The sequence below is a fragment of the Marinobacter nauticus genome (assembly GCF_003634635.1).
GTDB classification, from domain to species: Bacteria; Pseudomonadota; Gammaproteobacteria; order Pseudomonadales; family Oleiphilaceae; genus Marinobacter; species Marinobacter nauticus.
Genome location: NZ_RBJB01000003.1, coordinates 402104 through 416369, shown reverse-complemented (window position 1 = coordinate 416369; position 14266 = coordinate 402104). Strand labels below are relative to the sequence as shown.

General features: G+C 54.8%; 21 protein-coding genes. 7 read left to right on the top strand and 14 right to left on the bottom strand.

The window, feature by feature from the left end:
• Nucleotides 1-69: 69 nt before the first annotated feature.
• Nucleotides 70-564: a hypothetical protein gene (locus tag C7436_RS18695; RefSeq protein WP_147423437.1), complete on the top strand. Its 495-nt coding sequence runs from the start codon at nucleotides 70-72 to the stop codon at nucleotides 562-564.
• A 137-nt stretch (nucleotides 565-701) separates the two neighbouring features.
• Here C7436_RS18695 and C7436_RS07860 read toward each other — a convergent pair whose 3' ends face one another.
• From C7436_RS07860 to C7436_RS07845, 4 genes are all read right to left on the bottom strand, one after another.
• On the bottom strand, nucleotides 702-1163 hold the full coding sequence (locus C7436_RS07860; RefSeq protein WP_121207335.1) for an RDD family protein: 462 nt from the start codon (nucleotides 1161-1163) through the stop codon (nucleotides 702-704).
• A 198-nt stretch (nucleotides 1164-1361) separates the two neighbouring features.
• Entirely contained in the window at nucleotides 1362-2108 is a 747-nt protein-coding gene (locus C7436_RS07855) for an NYN domain-containing protein (RefSeq protein ID WP_121207334.1), read from the bottom strand.
• 40 nt (nucleotides 2109-2148) lie between these two features.
• The gene (locus C7436_RS07850) at nucleotides 2149-2946 is read right to left on the bottom strand and encodes a hypothetical protein (protein ID WP_121207332.1); all 798 of its coding nucleotides are present in this window, start codon (nucleotides 2944-2946) and stop codon (nucleotides 2149-2151) included.
• A 101-nt stretch (nucleotides 2947-3047) separates the two neighbouring features.
• Nucleotides 3048-3299 (bottom strand): hypothetical protein, encoded by a 252-nt coding sequence (locus C7436_RS07845; protein ID WP_121207331.1) that lies wholly within the window; start codon nucleotides 3297-3299, stop codon nucleotides 3048-3050.
• 164 nt (nucleotides 3300-3463) lie between these two features.
• Here C7436_RS07845 and C7436_RS07840 point away from each other — a divergent pair, with 164 nt between their 5' ends.
• Together C7436_RS07840 and C7436_RS07835 are read left to right on the top strand one after the other, a co-directional pair.
• Nucleotides 3464-3916 carry a hypothetical protein gene (locus tag C7436_RS07840; protein ID WP_228198081.1) on the top strand — a complete coding sequence of 151 codons (453 nt, stop codon included), beginning with the start codon at nucleotides 3464-3466 and terminating at the stop codon, nucleotides 3914-3916.
• 239 nt (nucleotides 3917-4155) lie between these two features.
• A complete protein-coding gene (locus C7436_RS07835; RefSeq protein ID WP_121207330.1) occupies nucleotides 4156-4533 on the top strand; it encodes a thiol-disulfide oxidoreductase DCC family protein in 378 nt (125 codons plus the stop codon).
• Nucleotides 4534-4544: 11 nt separating this feature from the next.
• Here C7436_RS07835 and C7436_RS07830 read toward each other — a convergent pair whose 3' ends face one another.
• Nucleotides 4545-5453 carry a bestrophin family protein gene (locus C7436_RS07830; protein ID WP_170155421.1) on the bottom strand — a complete coding sequence of 303 codons (909 nt, stop codon included), beginning with the start codon at nucleotides 5451-5453 and terminating at the stop codon, nucleotides 4545-4547.
• A 555-nt stretch (nucleotides 5454-6008) separates the two neighbouring features.
• On the opposite strand from C7436_RS07830, the gene trxC reads away from it, so the two are divergent.
• The 3 genes from trxC to C7436_RS07815 are packed head-to-tail and all read left to right on the top strand — an operon-like array spanning nucleotide 6009 to nucleotide 7080.
• Nucleotides 6009-6449 carry a thioredoxin TrxC gene (trxC, locus tag C7436_RS07825; RefSeq protein WP_121207327.1) on the top strand — a complete coding sequence of 147 codons (441 nt, stop codon included), beginning with the start codon at nucleotides 6009-6011 and terminating at the stop codon, nucleotides 6447-6449.
• 27 nt (nucleotides 6450-6476) lie between these two features.
• A complete protein-coding gene (locus tag C7436_RS07820; protein ID WP_121207325.1) occupies nucleotides 6477-6779 on the top strand; it encodes a hypothetical protein in 303 nt (100 codons plus the stop codon).
• Between the two features lie 34 nt (nucleotides 6780-6813).
• Nucleotides 6814-7080: a DksA/TraR family C4-type zinc finger protein gene (locus C7436_RS07815; protein WP_121207323.1), complete on the top strand. Its 267-nt coding sequence runs from the start codon at nucleotides 6814-6816 to the stop codon at nucleotides 7078-7080.
• A 428-nt stretch (nucleotides 7081-7508) separates the two neighbouring features.
• Here the strand turns inward: C7436_RS07815 and C7436_RS07810 are convergent, their stop codons facing one another.
• The 8 genes from C7436_RS07810 to C7436_RS07775 form a co-directional block, all read right to left on the bottom strand.
• Nucleotides 7509-7814, bottom strand: coding sequence for a hypothetical protein (locus C7436_RS07810; RefSeq protein ID WP_147423436.1), 306 nt, complete (start codon nucleotides 7812-7814; stop codon nucleotides 7509-7511).
• A 31-nt stretch (nucleotides 7815-7845) separates the two neighbouring features.
• On the bottom strand, nucleotides 7846-8421 hold the full coding sequence (locus C7436_RS18690; protein ID WP_147423435.1) for a hypothetical protein: 576 nt from the start codon (nucleotides 8419-8421) through the stop codon (nucleotides 7846-7848).
• A 427-nt stretch (nucleotides 8422-8848) separates the two neighbouring features.
• Nucleotides 8849-9409: an LOG family protein gene (locus tag C7436_RS07800; RefSeq protein WP_121207321.1), complete on the bottom strand. Its 561-nt coding sequence runs from the start codon at nucleotides 9407-9409 to the stop codon at nucleotides 8849-8851.
• A 293-nt stretch (nucleotides 9410-9702) separates the two neighbouring features.
• Nucleotides 9703-10884, bottom strand: coding sequence for an AAA family ATPase (locus C7436_RS07795; protein WP_121207320.1), 1182 nt, complete (start codon nucleotides 10882-10884; stop codon nucleotides 9703-9705).
• Between the two features lie 40 nt (nucleotides 10885-10924).
• Nucleotides 10925-11482 carry a nucleoside 2-deoxyribosyltransferase gene (locus C7436_RS07790; protein WP_121207318.1) on the bottom strand — a complete coding sequence of 186 codons (558 nt, stop codon included), beginning with the start codon at nucleotides 11480-11482 and terminating at the stop codon, nucleotides 10925-10927.
• A 102-nt stretch (nucleotides 11483-11584) separates the two neighbouring features.
• Nucleotides 11585-12532: an ABC transporter substrate-binding protein gene (locus tag C7436_RS07785; RefSeq protein WP_121207316.1), complete on the bottom strand. Its 948-nt coding sequence runs from the start codon at nucleotides 12530-12532 to the stop codon at nucleotides 11585-11587.
• Between the two features lie 161 nt (nucleotides 12533-12693).
• A complete protein-coding gene (locus C7436_RS07780; RefSeq protein WP_121207314.1) occupies nucleotides 12694-13134 on the bottom strand; it encodes a DUF3010 family protein in 441 nt (146 codons plus the stop codon).
• A 28-nt stretch (nucleotides 13135-13162) separates the two neighbouring features.
• On the bottom strand, nucleotides 13163-13507 hold the full coding sequence (locus C7436_RS07775; RefSeq protein ID WP_023008505.1) for a PBPRA1643 family SWIM/SEC-C metal-binding motif protein: 345 nt from the start codon (nucleotides 13505-13507) through the stop codon (nucleotides 13163-13165).
• A gap of 89 nt (nucleotides 13508-13596) precedes the next feature.
• Here C7436_RS07775 and C7436_RS07770 point away from each other — a divergent pair, with 89 nt between their 5' ends.
• Nucleotides 13597-13932, top strand: a complete 336-nt coding sequence (locus tag C7436_RS07770; protein ID WP_170155420.1) for a thioredoxin family protein — start codon at nucleotides 13597-13599, stop codon at nucleotides 13930-13932.
• A gap of 115 nt (nucleotides 13933-14047) precedes the next feature.
• Here the strand turns inward: C7436_RS07770 and C7436_RS07765 are convergent, their stop codons facing one another.
• Nucleotides 14048-14263 (bottom strand): helix-turn-helix domain-containing protein, encoded by a 216-nt coding sequence (locus C7436_RS07765; protein WP_014422337.1) that lies wholly within the window; start codon nucleotides 14261-14263, stop codon nucleotides 14048-14050.
• Nucleotides 14264-14266 lie beyond the last annotated feature (3 nt).

Below are 14266 nucleotides of genomic sequence, written 5' to 3'. Positions count from 1 at the left end.
CTGCGCTTATTTGTCTGCCCCTGTGCGGAGCGTTATTTCCAATAAATCATAGGAAGGAGATTTTTATCGATGGCGATTGTTAAATGCAGAGAGTGTGGTGAAGAGGTTTCTAATAAAGCTGAAAAATGTCCCCATTGTGGTGTGAAAAAACCTCACTCGACTGATTATTGGACGGGAGTTTTCTGGAAATCGGTAATTGCGTTTTGGTTTGTATATCTTATTTTTAGTGGGAAAGCTGCCTTCATTCTTTCTGAAGTCGAAAATTTGTTAGATTCTGGAGGGAGTATGGCAGTTTGCGAGCTGTCGAATAATCAGCTCACTCAGGATGTGCTGTTGATAAACGGAGAAGGCGACTTCGGTTATAGATACAATGCGACTGTGAAAAATCATGGGGAGCAAGGTGAAATCACAGTTACTGCAAAAATCTCCACCTCCGAAGGTAATTTTGAGCGTGTACAAAAATTGAACTTCGGCAGTGGGCAATCTATGGATCTTACGTATGCCTTTCCTGAGCCAACAATAAATGCGGCGAACGTACAAGGCCACATATCTTGCAAACCTTAAGGCAAAACCGGGACGGGTCTATTACTTCGCGAAATAAACCTTTCCCGGTTTCGGTCCCTTAAGCATGTGAAGGAAGTGTTATGCCTTTCTCTGCGTATTCAGACGTCATTCTCTGCAAACCTTCCAATATGCGTATGTCAGGTGTCGAACGAAACTGGTCTCGGTGCCCGGTGCTTCTTCCGCACGACCACTGTCCCCGCGAGCTTGTCATGCCAGCCCTGCTTGCGGGAATCAAAGGCCACCCAGAAATAGCCAAGACCAAGCGGTATTAAGGAGAGGTAGTATGCGAGGTAGCGTCCGATCAATTGGCCAGTGGTTGCAGCATTGCCAGTTTTGGCATCAACAATTTTGGCGGAAACGGCCATTTTCCCTGGTGTTGCCTGTTTTGATATCCAAAATAGAATCACAGCTACAGCAGGAAATACCCAGGACAAAAGAAAATCCATAGGCCCAACAATTAAACTTGTACTATCCCAATAGGACTCACCATAGAACGCGGTGAGCAAGGGAAACACAATTATACCTATCAAGATAGAATCGATCAGCGTTGCGCCAGTTCGAGCCCAAAAGCCGACGTATTCCAAGTCATCATATTCCATACTTCATCCTTTAAATTTATGAGTTTGCTTCCCGTGCGGGCCAACTGTGAGGTGGCCTTCTCCAGTAAAGTTTGGCATTACAGAGCGTAAGTTACCAAGCTAACTACAATTTGCACACTTCAAAAAATGAAACAGATTGTTACCGTAAAGGTGAGTCTTATCAGCTGGGCCTGAATCAGAGGGTAAACCGGGACAAAGCTATTTTTCTGGGCTTTTGATATGCAGGACGTTCTTATCCCGCACACTCATCTCGAAGAGTTCACTGGCTCGAATAAGATCGCTCAGCTTCTTGTACCCGTAGTTCACGGGGGAGAAAGAGCTGTTATTAGAAATATACTGGCCAACTTTTCCTAGATGCGCCCAACCATCATCGTCAGCAGTCTGTTCCACCGCAGTTCGTAGAGTCCGCACCAGCACGGCGTCGCCCCTCAGTTTGTTCCGTTCCCACTTGGTCTCGACCGTCGGTTTTGGCGTGCCGCCGTTGTTGACGTTATCGGGCTCCTCAGCTTCTTCCCGCAGGTTCTCCGTGTAGATGAATTGCGAGCAGGCGTTCACGAATGGCATGGGAGTTTTGCGTTCGCCGAATCCAAAGACCGGTAGGCCGGCTTCGAGAATTCGCATCACCAGAGGGGTAAAATCGGAATCGCTGGTCATGAGGGCGAACGCATTGACGTTCCCGCTGTAGAGCAGGTCCATGGCATCAATGATCATTGATGCATCGGTAGCGTTCTTGCCGGTTGTATAGGCAAACTGCTGAACCGGCCGGATGGCGTTGGCGTGGAGCTTTTCGATCCAGCCACCCAGTTGCGGACCGTTCCAGTTTCCGTGGGCATGGCGCACGTTCACAGCCCCGTATTTGGCGAGCTCCTGGAGTACCCCTTCGATGGATTGGTGACTGACGTTGTCACAGTCGATGAGTAGAGCGATTTTGTAGTTGCTGTTCATCTTGTTTGAGCTGTCCTTGTCTCTGGTAGTTCTGACCTTCTCAGAACAGTTTGCGCTGGTGCGTCTGGATGTCTGCCTCCTCGATAAACTTGAAGCTGAACCTTTCGCCGTCGAGTTCTACTGTCAGAGCATATATCGACTCGCGCCTTTGGTCGAAGCGGGTCATCTGGGATTGAAACCTTCCACTGTAACTCTGCCCTGGAAAAACAGTTGTCTTCTGGAGATATCCATCCATCGAATTAAGGTTTCGCTGCAGGTCTGACTGGATGTTTGAAACTCCGGCCTGGACGTTGGCTTGAATCTGAGCCTTAGCTGCCGCTGAGGCAGCAGGGTCATGGGTGTTTGACTGAGTGGTGCCATAGTAGCTTGTAGTCCCTCCGCTTCCGTATGAAGTTCCCGAACCATAGGTTGTGGTGGTCTGAGGCTGGGCAGCACTGAAGCTCTGGGCCATAGCGCTGAGGGCAAGTGCAGTTCTCCGGGATTGAGCGCGACTGATGTGTTGTTGAGTCAGTTCGTTGTAAGAAAGAAGGTCAATCGAGTACTCGTCCTGCTGAAAGGAGATGTTTTCCACACTGACGTTTACGGGTTTTTCAGACTTGTTTTGAACGAACAGAAGACCAGTGATTGCCTCCCACGCCTGTTTTCCATCTCGGACAGCCATCTGAACCACATAGTCATCAGACTCCTGCTTCTGGATGATCCATCCTTCTGAGAAATATGCCATTGAATCGTCTGACGGAAGGGCATTGAAGCTGGTGTTGATCGTTTGCGTTGCGCAGCCAGATATTGTGACTAAACAGAGTGCCAGAAATAAGAACCGGTTGATGTGATCAAGCATTGTTAAAACCATGCAGGGCTAAAAAGTAGTTTGCAGTGCATGATGTTAGCAGAAGTTCAGCAGATAGGACCGGGGAAACCGGGACAGATCCATTATTGCGGTTATTTAGGCACGCTGGCCCGCTTTTCCAGAGTTATCACCTTTTCCCGCTCAGCTTCATCGCCCGGTGCTGGCAAAAACCGCCCACACTCGATCATCGGGGGGGCCGGAATGTGCTGCAGATCGATTCGCACATACTCTGCTGTGATGTCCACGATTTGGGTGCTGTGGGCCACTGTGGTTGCCTCGGCGATTTGTGATTTCTGCTGCGGCGAGAAAGCCAGATCCCCGACCGTGACAGTGCAAATGGGCATGAGAAACCCCAGCCAAGGGTTGTACGTTTGCACTGGATCTCGCCACCATGGGCGTGAAGCGGGCTTGTTTCACTAAAGCAGCGCTTATCTGCCCGGCCACGCGTACGGTCCGCTGTCGCGCGTTTCGCGTTGGCCGCGCGGCAGGCTTCAAAGGCAACAGGAGGATGACATTGCCGATCATGGATCTGGACAGCTGGACGCTGTCACAGAGCATCGTGGTTTTCAGCGTCTGTGCGCTGGTCATTGCAATTGCGGGCACACGCATCACACGGGTGGTCGACCAGCTCGCCGACCGGACCGGGCTGGGTGAGGCAACCGCTGGAGCGGTGCTTCTGGGGGCAGCGACCTCCCTCAGTGGTTCGGTGCTCTCGGTAACAGCAGCCTATCGGGGGCACCCGGAGTTGGCTGTGAGTAATGCTCTTGGGGGCATCGCGGTACAGACCTTTTTTCTGGCTATTGCCGATATGGTCTATCGTCGTGCAAACCTGGAACACGCGGCGGCCTCGGCTCCGAACATGATGCAGAACGGACTGCTGATCGCGCTCCCGGCACTTCCGCTTCTGGCGCCGACCTTGCCATCATTGAGCCGTCTCTGGACCGAATTCCTGGTGCTCTAAGGGCGTGGTGTGGTGCTGATGTTTGCTGGCTGAATAGCGGCGTCATCCATTAGCAATGAGCTATCTGAGACTCACGAACGAAAGGCGTGCGAGCTAGACAATGATCGAAACGCGCCTGGCATTTCAGGGCGATGGTACGGCCTCTGGCGGGTTATGCCTGAGACCCGAAGGGTTAACGGGAGCCACGCAGTGCTTTATCGTGTAGTCAGATGAATGCGATGCAAACAGGGGGGATAGCGATGACGGCAACAGGCGATCAGCTTCGCGTGTTCTACGATGGCGCCTGCCCGAGCTGTGTCAAGGATCGCAGGCTCTATGAACGACTCGCGGGCAGGACCGGCGAATCGGTGGAATGGGTGGATATCACCGGCCGTGACGAGGAGTTGGAGGAACGTGGTATAGACCCGCAAGCCGCGCTTCAGGAGCTCCATGTGGAAGATGGCCAGGGCAACATCCACCGGGAACTGGATGCCTATATCCTTTTGATGTCGCGGGTCTGGCTGCTAAAACCGCTTGCCTGGCTGATTGGCTTGCCGGTAATTCGGCCAGCGCTGGCAAAGCTGTATCACAAATGGGTGAGCGAGCGGCTGGAGCGAACCGGGCGCAGGCCTTTGTAACCGCCGGGCCCTTACTGCAACTGGTATTTGACCGGCTGCAGCGGTTCGGGTGCCGGGTCGCCCAGGGCTTCGGCAACACTGATTTCATGAATGCGGCAGATGGCATCCAGCGGCAGGTCGTTGGTGTGTCGGCCAAAGGGAAACTCAAGCTGTTCAGACAGGCGGTCCAGCCCGAAAAACGTGTAGGCCACGATGGCGGTGAACACCGGCGTAAACCAGCCTGCGACGCCTACCAGCCCGAACGGGAGCAGGTAGCAGAACACATACGCCGTGCGGTGAGCCAGCAGGGTGTAGGCAAAGGGCAACGGGGTGAGGGCAATGCGTTCCGAGGCCGCCTGAATGCCTGCGAGGCCATGAAGGTGCTGGTCTACGGCCGCGGTTGCTACAGAATCCAGATCGCCCGCCTTGTGGGCTTCGGCGAGTACGTCTCCGGCCCGGTGCAGCATGAAGGCGGCGGGGTTGCGGGTGCTCAGGGCCTGGTCAATGAGTTCGGGTGCCAGTGACCCGGGCAGGTCAGACCGTACATCTTCTCCCCGCAACTGGCCGCGCAGCAGGTGAGCGTGAGCGAGGCATCGGGTCAGAAGTTCCCGGCGTCGCTCCGGGCTCAGGTAAATGGTGCCAGTCCGGGCCAGGCTGCGAAATTCGTACACCATATGCCCCCAGTGTTTTCTGGCTTCCCACCAGCGGTCGTAGGTGGCGGTGTTGCGCACGCTTAAAAAGATGGACAGGGCGATGCCCATGATCGTGAACGGCAGAAGTGTGTAGTCGACCATGCCGTCGAGGTAGTGGTGGCGCGAAACCCAGGTAACGGCGGCTGCAAACATTCCTGTAAGCAGGATGTGCGGCAGAATGTGGGGGACAACAGACCCTTTCCAGGCCAGCAACAGCCGGAGTGGGCCGGGGCGCTCGCGAACAATCACGATTAACACTCCTGGGATTGATGATGGCCTTGCTTGAGGATTGGCCGCTGTGATTCCTATGCCTTTTTACGGAGAACCCACTCGTTACACAAGGGGGTAAGCTTTTTTAAACGAGGGGGGCAGCACTCTGGCCGTTGCCTGGCATTACCCTGTGGTTTCAGGGGCAACCAGATCAGGCGGCGGATTTGTGGCAGCAGTCACTTTCGCAGGGTGATAGCAGGTAAGTGCTCGAAACTTCGAGAAACTGTTCGATAATCTGTGTCATCAAGATTCCCTCTGATGGTTTATTTGAATTGCAACCTAATAGGTTGGGGCGCATTCCTATAAAAAAACTTCGGAAAACCGAAACACATTGAGACCGCTTGGCGCCGGGGCTGTAAATTCCGACTGTTTTATCGACAGTCCCATGGCGCTTGAGCCTCTGACACCAACTTACTTTGATAGTAGCGGAAAGCGGTTGATACGTGTTCGTGAGATGCGGTTTTTCGTGCCGCTTGATTTCTCTTCTCCTGCCCTGATTATTTCTACCATCAGCCAATCAGAGGCCTGTTCATCATGACTGACGTTCGACACCTGGTATGTCCCCATTGCCACAAAGTGAATCGCGTACCGGCCGACAAGTTGTCCTCCGGCGGCAATTGTGGCGCCTGCAAACAACCGCTGTGGCCTGATCAGGTTCTTGAGTTAACGCAGCAGAACTTTGCTACCCATACCGGGCGCAGCGATCTGCCCGTGTTAGTGGATTTCTGGGCCAGTTGGTGTGGCCCGTGCAAAATGATGGCGCCCCAGTTCGAGCAGGCCGCGAAGGCCTGGCGCGGGAAAGTGCGCTTTGCCAAGCTGAACACGGAACAAGCCCCCGGGCCGGCCGGTCAGTTTGCGATTCGCAGCATACCGACCCTGATTCTGTTCCAGAACGGCCGGGAGGTGGCGCGCCAGAGTGGCGCCATGAATCAGGCCCAGATCAGTCAGTGGCTGCAATCGCAGGGTATTCGCTAGGAAAAACCGGGGCAAAGGTGCCTTAGTATGAAGTTTCTGATCATCGGTGTTTTCGCCGCCATCGTGGCTGTCCTGATCTGGCGTAGTAAACAGAACACTGCCCCTGAAGAGCAGGCCTGTGCCATCGACATCGGCAACCTGCTGAAAGCCAATCCGGATGTCCAACCGCAGGCCATTGCCGATGTGTTTCAAAAGCACGGAATTGATAGCTCCCGTTGCCGGAAGGTGGGCGCGATGGTGATGCCGCAGTTGCGAAAGCAGGGTTTAAAGCCGGAGGATGCCAGGATTGTGATGAGGCAGGTGAGGGCGGCCTACCCTCTTGTGCCCTAGGCTGAATCAATTGAATTGATGATCGGAGAACGCTATGGCAGGTGGATGGTCACGGGACGGCGCTGTTCAGGATCAGATAGATGCGAGTGTTGAAGATGAAGTGCAAAGGGCACGGAGTCAGCTTGGTAGCGGTGAGAGTGCGCTCTATTGTGACGAGTGTGATCGGGCGATTCCCGAAGCTCGCCGCAAGGCAATTCCGGGTGTTCGGCTTTGTATTGCCTGCCAGTCAGCGCTTGAGAAGCAGCAATCGACATCACGCGGTTTTAATCGGCGGGGCAGTAAGGATAGCCAGTTGAGGTGAGTACGATGATGGGGTCTATCGTTTCCTGTTGAGTTTCGGCGCCCTGTTTATGGCAGATTCATTGCTATCGTCCGTTTTTGCATCAGCATTCCTGAGCCCCCGTGGCGCAAGGGTGTTGCCTAGTTAACCTTAGGTTTCCAACACAGTTATCCACAGTTTTTGTGAGTAAAGTCTGCGGCATACCTGCCAACAAGGGACGGTGCCGACATTGCTTGCTGCCCAGTTCCCCAGTTGTTGACGTCATCAAGGGACAATGACGTGTTGACTAGATGTTTTCAAAGTCTCAAAAGGGCTCTTATGCCAATGCATGGATTTCCTGTGTAAGGGGGCGCTGATGCCCGGACAGGTCAGGGCGATTAGCCCTGGTGTAACCGGGTCAGATCTATTTCCCATGTCTCGCCGGAGCGAACGGCAATGAGTATGTGAGCCTAAAAAGCGGAGCGATAAATCTCCGTCCTGAAATTAGCCGAAACTTGATGCCGGCATGCCATCCCATCGAACTGGAGCTGTTTGTCGCGAAGTGCCTGAGCGATCTTATCCAACGAGTGCTTCAGCCAGCCTCGGGTAAACACGGAAATCCCCATTGTTAATCCGGTCACCAGTTCCTTCATGCTGTTGTTGCATTTGATCAGTTCTTCCATAGCTTGCTCGACAACCTCTGCGGTACGTTCGTTCAGGTTCGGTTTCAAGCCCCGCAACTGGTTATCGTCGAAGAGTATGTTGATGACCGTCATGAGGTCATCTTTCTCTTGCCTCGTAAGCATTTTACTGTCCCCCGATTCCTTTCAGGATTTCGTTTTCGATGTCAGGCCAGCTGAAGTTGTTCAGTACCAGCTGGGTAAAAAGGTCCGGCTTTCGCGGTGAGGTGAGCATAATGGTGGTTTTTGCGGGGCTGAAGGCAATGTAAACGGTGATTTCGCCAACGGTTAACAAACTGTTTTTCTTCTCTTCCGCGGGCTCCAGCGTCATGCTGATTATGCCTTCAAGCTCTTTCCGAAACTCAGCGTCCTGAATGGAACTTAGGTCGCGTCGGAAGATAAAGTCCGGTGCCTGGTTCATCTGAACGGATGGATTGCCCCAGTCCTCCGGCGTGACCACTGTGGCAAAGAGACTTTTGTTGCCGGCGTATAAGATCATTTCTCCGTCGCTGCCAATAAATGATGAGTTCGCAAGGGACTCCAGGGGGAGCCTGACGGGGTGGCCTGCTCGGGCGATGGTGACTACGGCTGTTTCGGTTCGCGGCTCAGGAGCCTCGAGCTTAATGAGGTTCGAAGAGGATGCGCAGGCCGCTGCTGAAAGACAGAGAAGCAACGCGAGAGCAGTTGCACTAAAACGTTTCATTGTCCGGTTCCTTTGGGGATTTTCAGTCCTTTGGATGCAAGATTACTGTTTGGGTGGTGTGATGGAAAGGGGCGCTCTGGCGTCATATTGATGGGGAGGTCGACTCATTGAATACTGGGCAGCTCTATTTCTGGAGTGTCTCGGGTGTCCTAAACTTGACGGTATTCGCTAGGAAGAATCAGGACAAAGGTGCCGTACCATGAAGTTTCTGATCATCAGAGAACGCTATGGCAGGTGGATGGTCACGAGATTGCCCGTTTTAGCATCAACTTCCCCGAGCCCTTTTGCTTCGGGGCTTCCGGGCGCTTAACCCGAGGTTTCCAACACAGCTATCCACAGGTTTTGTGAGTAAAGTTCGTGATAAAGCCGGTCAGGAATCAGGCCGACGGTCGTCCCGGTCTTTCGGGGCTTGGTTCGGCCCGCCGGTTCAGCTCCACTTCAGTTTGGGCGCTTGGTAGGACTGGATGGCCGAGAGCAGTTGCGCTTCGTTATCCGTGTGGATAATCATCTCGGCATGGTGCGGTTTCAGGAAGCCGGAATCGGTCATGTTCGAGATCATCTCGAACAATTTATCGTAGAAACCATTGACGTTGTAAAAGGCGCAGGGTTTTCCGTGATAGCCGAGCTGAGCCCAGGTCCAGGCTTCGAAGATTTCTTCCAGGGTACCCACGCCGCCGGGCAGGGCCACAAAGGCATCGGCCATTCGGGCCATGGCGGCTTTTCGTTCGTGCATATCAGCAACAATTTTCAGCTCGGTCAGGCCGGGGTGAGCCAGCTCCCGGTCTTTCAGGTATTCGGGAATCACGCCGTACACTTGGGCGCCCTTTTCCAGAAAGGCGTCTGCGACCACGCCCATCAGGCCGACGTTGCCGCCGCCGTACACCAGATCCACTCCGTTTGTTGCCAGGTAGTGCCCCAGAGCACGGGTTGCCTGGGCGAATTCCGGGTTTTCACCGATGCTTGAACCACAAAATACGGCAATTTTCATGGGTCTTACGAGGCTCCATCGATTCGGTTCAGAGGGGTGAGTGAGTTTTCACTCTGCTGTGGTTGGTCCGGGCGCCTTTGGGTGCCGGGGCACAATAGAATGCCGCCTCCGGTCTGCCCAGTCTAGCCGTTGGGCGAGCATTTTCTGCCCACCAGGCCAGGCGAAGAAGGGTAACTGCTGAGACGCTTGTGTGTTTCCGGGCGCACGGGGGCGTGCTGTGGAGATCACCGCTGGAGGAATTGATGCGTAACCTGCAGGAGGTGATGTCCGGAGCCTAGTGACTCTCTGAATAGTCAATCCATCCAGTTCCAGGGGGGTGCGTCCAGAAGCCCCTGGCCAAGAATGCGGGTTTCACCCAGCTCTTTGTTCAGTGCGATGGAATGGCAATCGTCGTCTGCTTCCAGAGCGGCTACCAGTCGAGGGGCATGGGAAACAACCCACACCTGGGTTTCCCGCGAGGCGCGAATGATCAGTCGGCCGAGGGCCGGAAGCAAGTCGGGATGCAGGCTTGTTTCTGGTTCGTTCAGCACCAGTAGTGATGGCGGGCGGGGTGTGAGCAGCGCGGCAACCAACAGCAGGTAGCGAAGGGTGCCATCAGAAAGCTCGGCCTGATTCAGGGGGCGGAGCAGGCCGGCCTGCTCAAATTCCAGGACGAAACGGTTGCCTGCGTCTGTGCTGAACCCGAGCCTCGCTCCGGGAAAGGCATCTTCAATAGCGCTGTGCAGGCCGTCCCGGTCGCCGATTTCGTGAATGGTGCGCAGGGCTGCAACCAGGTTGTGGCCATTGTGGTCCAGCACCGGGGTACGGGTCCCGATTTGCGGGATCCGGATGCTGGAGTGTTGATCGGTGCGGAACTGATCGTAAAAGCGCCATTGCCTGATGGCCTGTCGGACGGCATGGACTTCAGGCACAGCCACAGGATCACTGATCTCGCTCAGAATGCTCTCATAGGTGTTTAGCCGGTTGTCGTAGACCTCCCATTTCCGCCCAGAACGTACTTTGACAACCGGCCCGACGCGATCAATCAGACAACTGCTTGGGCGGCAGACATCACCCACCCAGATACATTCGCGTTTTATTTCAGGGTCGAGCTGAAACATGCTGGGTTCCTGATAACCTGCAAACCCCGTAGAGGCCGGAATCCCAAGAGAAATCGCGTAGCCGAATTCTTCGCCGGCAAACCCCAGCCGTAGGCGGGATGGGGTGTTCCCGGCGGTCCCCTGAACGGGCGCTGAGCCGTCCCGCATCTCCTTTGAGAACTGGCCGGGCCCTGCCCAGAAGGTGTAGTCCAGGCCGCCTTCTTCCGCCAGGGAGGAAATCAGGTTGCCTTTTGCCGTTTCCGCCAGCAGGCGCAACGATTTATAGAGGTTTGATTTGCCACAGCCGTTTGGACCGGTAACAACGTTCAGGCCCGCCAGCGGCGCGACCACGTCTCTGAGGCTGCGATAGTTGGAAACGGCAAAGGCTTTGATCATGATCCGGATTAAACCTGTGTCTTGATGGCGCGAGTGAGTATTACCTGGAGTGGGAGTAGTCTATCAGCGCCTGAACACAACGGCGGAACAGTTCAGCCGAGAAAAACCGGTGTTCGCCGGGCTGTTCTGCCACGAGTAGCTGGCCACCGGACTCCTGAATTCCACCCTCAATCATCAGGTTGTCGCTCATCTCGAAGTCTTCAATGCTGTGGCCCAGTTCATCCCGATCGGCTGCGCCCGCGCGTTCACGGTAGTGTCTGTGGTCCATTGTGAATCCGAATGCAGCTTTGCCCTGGCCGATCATGTAGCCGACTTCGAACACCGTGCCCGGGTCCGCACTGATGCCGCGGAAGGGGGTGAGGTTGGCAATGATGGCGTCGCAACTGTCCATCAGTTCGCGGTTGGCCTGGTAGATCCGGTGGCCGCGCGCCGATTTCGCTTCCTGGTCGGAAAACGTCAGGGCGGTGTCCAGTGGGTCTATGCCTTCATAGCCGGCTTCGCGAAGCAGGCGCTTTTTCTCGGCGACGATGGCGTTGTGTTCTTCGTGTGGGAAAAACACTTCCGGGCCGGCCAGGTAGATGCGTTTGGGTTTTGCCATGTGAACTTTGGCTCTCGTTTCGGTTAACGAACGAGTTTACTTACGAGTCTCCATGAACACAAAAGCCCCCAGCAGGGGGGCTTTGTCGTCTTACTGCAACACTCAGTTATTCACCGTCAGCTTCATGGACTGTGCGATGGCGTTGGCGTCAGCCGGGCTTCCGTCGCGATGTGTCACGCCCTCCAGCCAGGCTTCAACAGCGTCGGGGTTCTGGTGCATCCAGTGGCGAGCGGCCCTTTCCTGCGGAACAAACTGGTTCAGAATCATGTCCATTACCTGGCCTTCCATTGCCAGTGAGAATTCCAGGTTCTCCAGAAGCTGCGCAACATTCGCGCAGTCTTCGCTGAATCCGGCACGGGTGTTGGTGTAGACCGTAGCACCACCCTTGTTCGGGCCGAAGTACTCATCGCCGCCATCCAGGTACACGATATCGAACCGCTCGTTCATGGGGTGAGGTGCCCACGCCAGGAATACAATCCATTCCTTGTCGCGAATCTTGCCATTCACCTGGGCCAGCATGATGCGCTCGGAGGTCTCAACCAGGTTGAATTCGCCCAGGCCAAAGGCGTTGGTTTCGATCATATCGAGGATGAGCTGATTACCGTCGTTACCCTTCTCCAGGCCGTACACGCTGTGATCAAACTTGTCTTTGAATCGGGCAATGTCGGAAAAGCTTTTAACGCCTGCCTCGTAGACCGCCTGTGGAACCGCCAACGTGTATTTGGCTCCCTGAAGGTTAGGCCCCAGCCGTTCGACCTTGTTGGCTTTGATCAGCGGATCGGCCACGGGCGCCATACTGGGCATCCAGTTGCCCAGGAACACGTCGATGTCGCCATTGGCCATGCCCTGGTACGTGTCTGCCACCGACTGGCTGGACCTCTCCACGTTGTAGCCCAGCGCCTGCAAGAGTTCCGACGCCACGGCGGTGGTCGCTTTCACGTCTGTCCAGTCCACAATGCCGAACTGTATCTGTTCGCACTGTCCGGCGGCGTAAGCCTTTGTCCCAACTGAGACCCACGAAAGCATCACCAGGAAAAATATCGTTCGCATGTTGCATCCCTTAATTGAACGTTCAATTAATAAAAAATTGGCGCGGGATAGTACCGAAAAGTGAGCCAGATTGATATGAGAGTGCCTAATGATTCAGGTTTGAAAATTAGGCACTTGGGGAGGGCTTGAAGTGAGTGTCGGTTGTGTGGCCGGAGGTTCGGTTATCTGTTGGTGCCGTTGAGTTGGGCGACGTAGGCGGTAATAAAAGCGTTTTCCTGGAAGGCTTTCAGGCCTGTGTCGGCAAAGGCGATGGGCACGGGGTTGTTGGCCAGAGTGGACTTAACCAGGGCCGGGGGCACCAGGATCACGTTCAGCTCGGAGTCGGCAATTAACTGGATGGCGGCTTCCATCTTGAAGCTGATGGCGCCACCGGCAAACTTGCCTTTTTGCATCCGCTCCTTGATGGCAACCGTGGCCACGCCGCTCTCGGCCATCAGCGCCGCAAAGGTGGCCTGAAACGTTTTCAGGTCGTCCCGGCTGTGGTTTTTGGGTAGCGAGAGTTTGCGTACTTTGCAGTCGGGCAGGTTGAATTGGCCCCGGTCCATATTCAGCATACACACCACCGCATCGCTGCCGGTCAGTTCTACTCCGCATACAATCATAATAATGCCCCCTATGCCCCGGTTACTCTCAGCCGCAGCATTTCTTGAATTTGAGTCCGCTACCGCAAGTGCAGGCGTCGTTGCGGGAGGGAGATTTTGCTGTGGTGACTGTTCCCGTTTTATTCAGGATAGCCGTGAGCTCGTTGACGGATTCGACGGCGCCTTCGCGGGTATCAACGGAGATGGTTGCGTGAAGTTTCGCCGCGGCCACCTGGGCCTCAACTTCTTTCCTGCGTGCTTCACTGGTAACCACCAGCGTTAGTGGGTACTTCTTGCTGCCGCTCTTTTGGCTGGCGTTTGTCTGAAAGCCGCCGTAAGCCGTGTGGTGCTGGCGGGCGTCTTGCCGACCTTTATAGAAAAATTTATCTGACATGCTGATATCCTGAAGGAGAGAATACCCAGGCGACGGCCGGGCGCAATCTTTTATCACGCTTGCGGAAATAGTGATATAGGGAATAGATGATGCAAAACGTCTGCTCGGACGACGAGCTCTCAACACTGTTGCAGTCCAACCCTGCAGTGTTGCTGCTCTATGGCGGAGCAAGTTGTGGCGTCTGCCAGGCTATCAAGCCCCAACTGGAACGCCTTTCCAGTGAACAGTTCCCGAAGCTGATTACTGCCTACATTGATTGCCAGGCATCAGCCGGTGCGCTGTGTGCGGCTCAGGGTATATTCTCCCTGCCGGTGGTGCAGTTATGGTTTGAGGGGCAGCGATTTGCGGAATTCGCCCGGGTGTTTTCAATCGGCGAGGTGCGGGCAGCCCTGGAGCGGCCGTATCGGGTAATATTCCAGGGCTGACCTTGTGTTACGGTGATTTGGTAGGCTTTCTCACGTGACTCCTCAAGATATCGTGCATTGGCCTTTTGCTGAGCGAGAGGTCGGGGCAGTCTTGGGGCAGGAATAACGAAAGCATTTAACCTTCGTCGCCTGCCTGGTAGACCAGAATGTCACCGGGCTGGCAATCCAGCGCTTCGCAGATCTTGTCCAGGGTCGAGAAGCGCACGGCTTTGGCTTTCCCGTTCTTGAGGATCGAGAGGTTCTGCTCGGTCACCCCTACCTTCTCGGCGAGTTCTTTCAGGCGCATCTTCCGCTTTGCCATCATCACGTCCAATTCAATGATTATGCTCATGTT

Excerpts from the sequence above, each read along its gene's own strand:
- C7436_RS07820 (WP_121207325.1), top strand. The coding sequence starts at position 6,477 with ATGAAGTTTCTGATCATCGGTGTTTTCGCCGCCATCGTGGCTGTCCTG.
- C7436_RS07845 (WP_121207331.1), bottom strand. The coding sequence starts at position 3,299 with ATGCCCATTTGCACTGTCACGGTCGGGGATCTGGCTTTCTCGCCGCAG.
- C7436_RS18690 (WP_147423435.1), bottom strand. The coding sequence starts at position 8,421 with ATGAAACGTTTTAGTGCAACTGCTCTCGCGTTGCTTCTCTGTCTTTCA.
- trxC (WP_121207327.1), top strand. The coding sequence starts at position 6,009 with ATGACTGACGTTCGACACCTGGTATGTCCCCATTGCCACAAAGTGAAT.
- C7436_RS07775 (WP_023008505.1), bottom strand. The coding sequence starts at position 13,507 with ATGTCAGATAAATTTTTCTATAAAGGTCGGCAAGACGCCCGCCAGCAC.
- C7436_RS07815 (WP_121207323.1), top strand. The coding sequence starts at position 6,814 with ATGGCAGGTGGATGGTCACGGGACGGCGCTGTTCAGGATCAGATAGAT.
- C7436_RS07780 (WP_121207314.1), bottom strand. The coding sequence starts at position 13,134 with ATGATTGTATGCGGAGTAGAACTGACCGGCAGCGATGCGGTGGTGTGT.
- C7436_RS07785 (WP_121207316.1), bottom strand. The coding sequence starts at position 12,532 with ATGCGAACGATATTTTTCCTGGTGATGCTTTCGTGGGTCTCAGTTGGG.
- C7436_RS07855 (WP_121207334.1), bottom strand. The coding sequence starts at position 2,108 with ATGAACAGCAACTACAAAATCGCTCTACTCATCGACTGTGACAACGTC.
- C7436_RS07770 (WP_170155420.1), top strand. The coding sequence starts at position 13,597 with ATGCAAAACGTCTGCTCGGACGACGAGCTCTCAACACTGTTGCAGTCC.
- C7436_RS07795 (WP_121207320.1), bottom strand. The coding sequence starts at position 10,884 with ATGATCAAAGCCTTTGCCGTTTCCAACTATCGCAGCCTCAGAGACGTG.
- C7436_RS07800 (WP_121207321.1), bottom strand. The coding sequence starts at position 9,409 with ATGAAAATTGCCGTATTTTGTGGTTCAAGCATCGGTGAAAACCCGGAA.
- C7436_RS18695 (WP_147423437.1), top strand. The coding sequence starts at position 70 with ATGGCGATTGTTAAATGCAGAGAGTGTGGTGAAGAGGTTTCTAATAAA.
- C7436_RS07860 (WP_121207335.1), bottom strand. The coding sequence starts at position 1,163 with ATGGAATATGATGACTTGGAATACGTCGGCTTTTGGGCTCGAACTGGC.
- C7436_RS07765 (WP_014422337.1), bottom strand. The coding sequence starts at position 14,263 with ATGAGCATAATCATTGAATTGGACGTGATGATGGCAAAGCGGAAGATG.
- C7436_RS07790 (WP_121207318.1), bottom strand. The coding sequence starts at position 11,482 with ATGGCAAAACCCAAACGCATCTACCTGGCCGGCCCGGAAGTGTTTTTC.
- C7436_RS07835 (WP_121207330.1), top strand. The coding sequence starts at position 4,156 with ATGACGGCAACAGGCGATCAGCTTCGCGTGTTCTACGATGGCGCCTGC.
- C7436_RS07850 (WP_121207332.1), bottom strand. The coding sequence starts at position 2,946 with ATGCTTGATCACATCAACCGGTTCTTATTTCTGGCACTCTGTTTAGTC.
- C7436_RS07840 (WP_228198081.1), top strand. The coding sequence starts at position 3,464 with ATGACATTGCCGATCATGGATCTGGACAGCTGGACGCTGTCACAGAGC.
- C7436_RS07810 (WP_147423436.1), bottom strand. The coding sequence starts at position 7,814 with ATGACGGTCATCAACATACTCTTCGACGATAACCAGTTGCGGGGCTTG.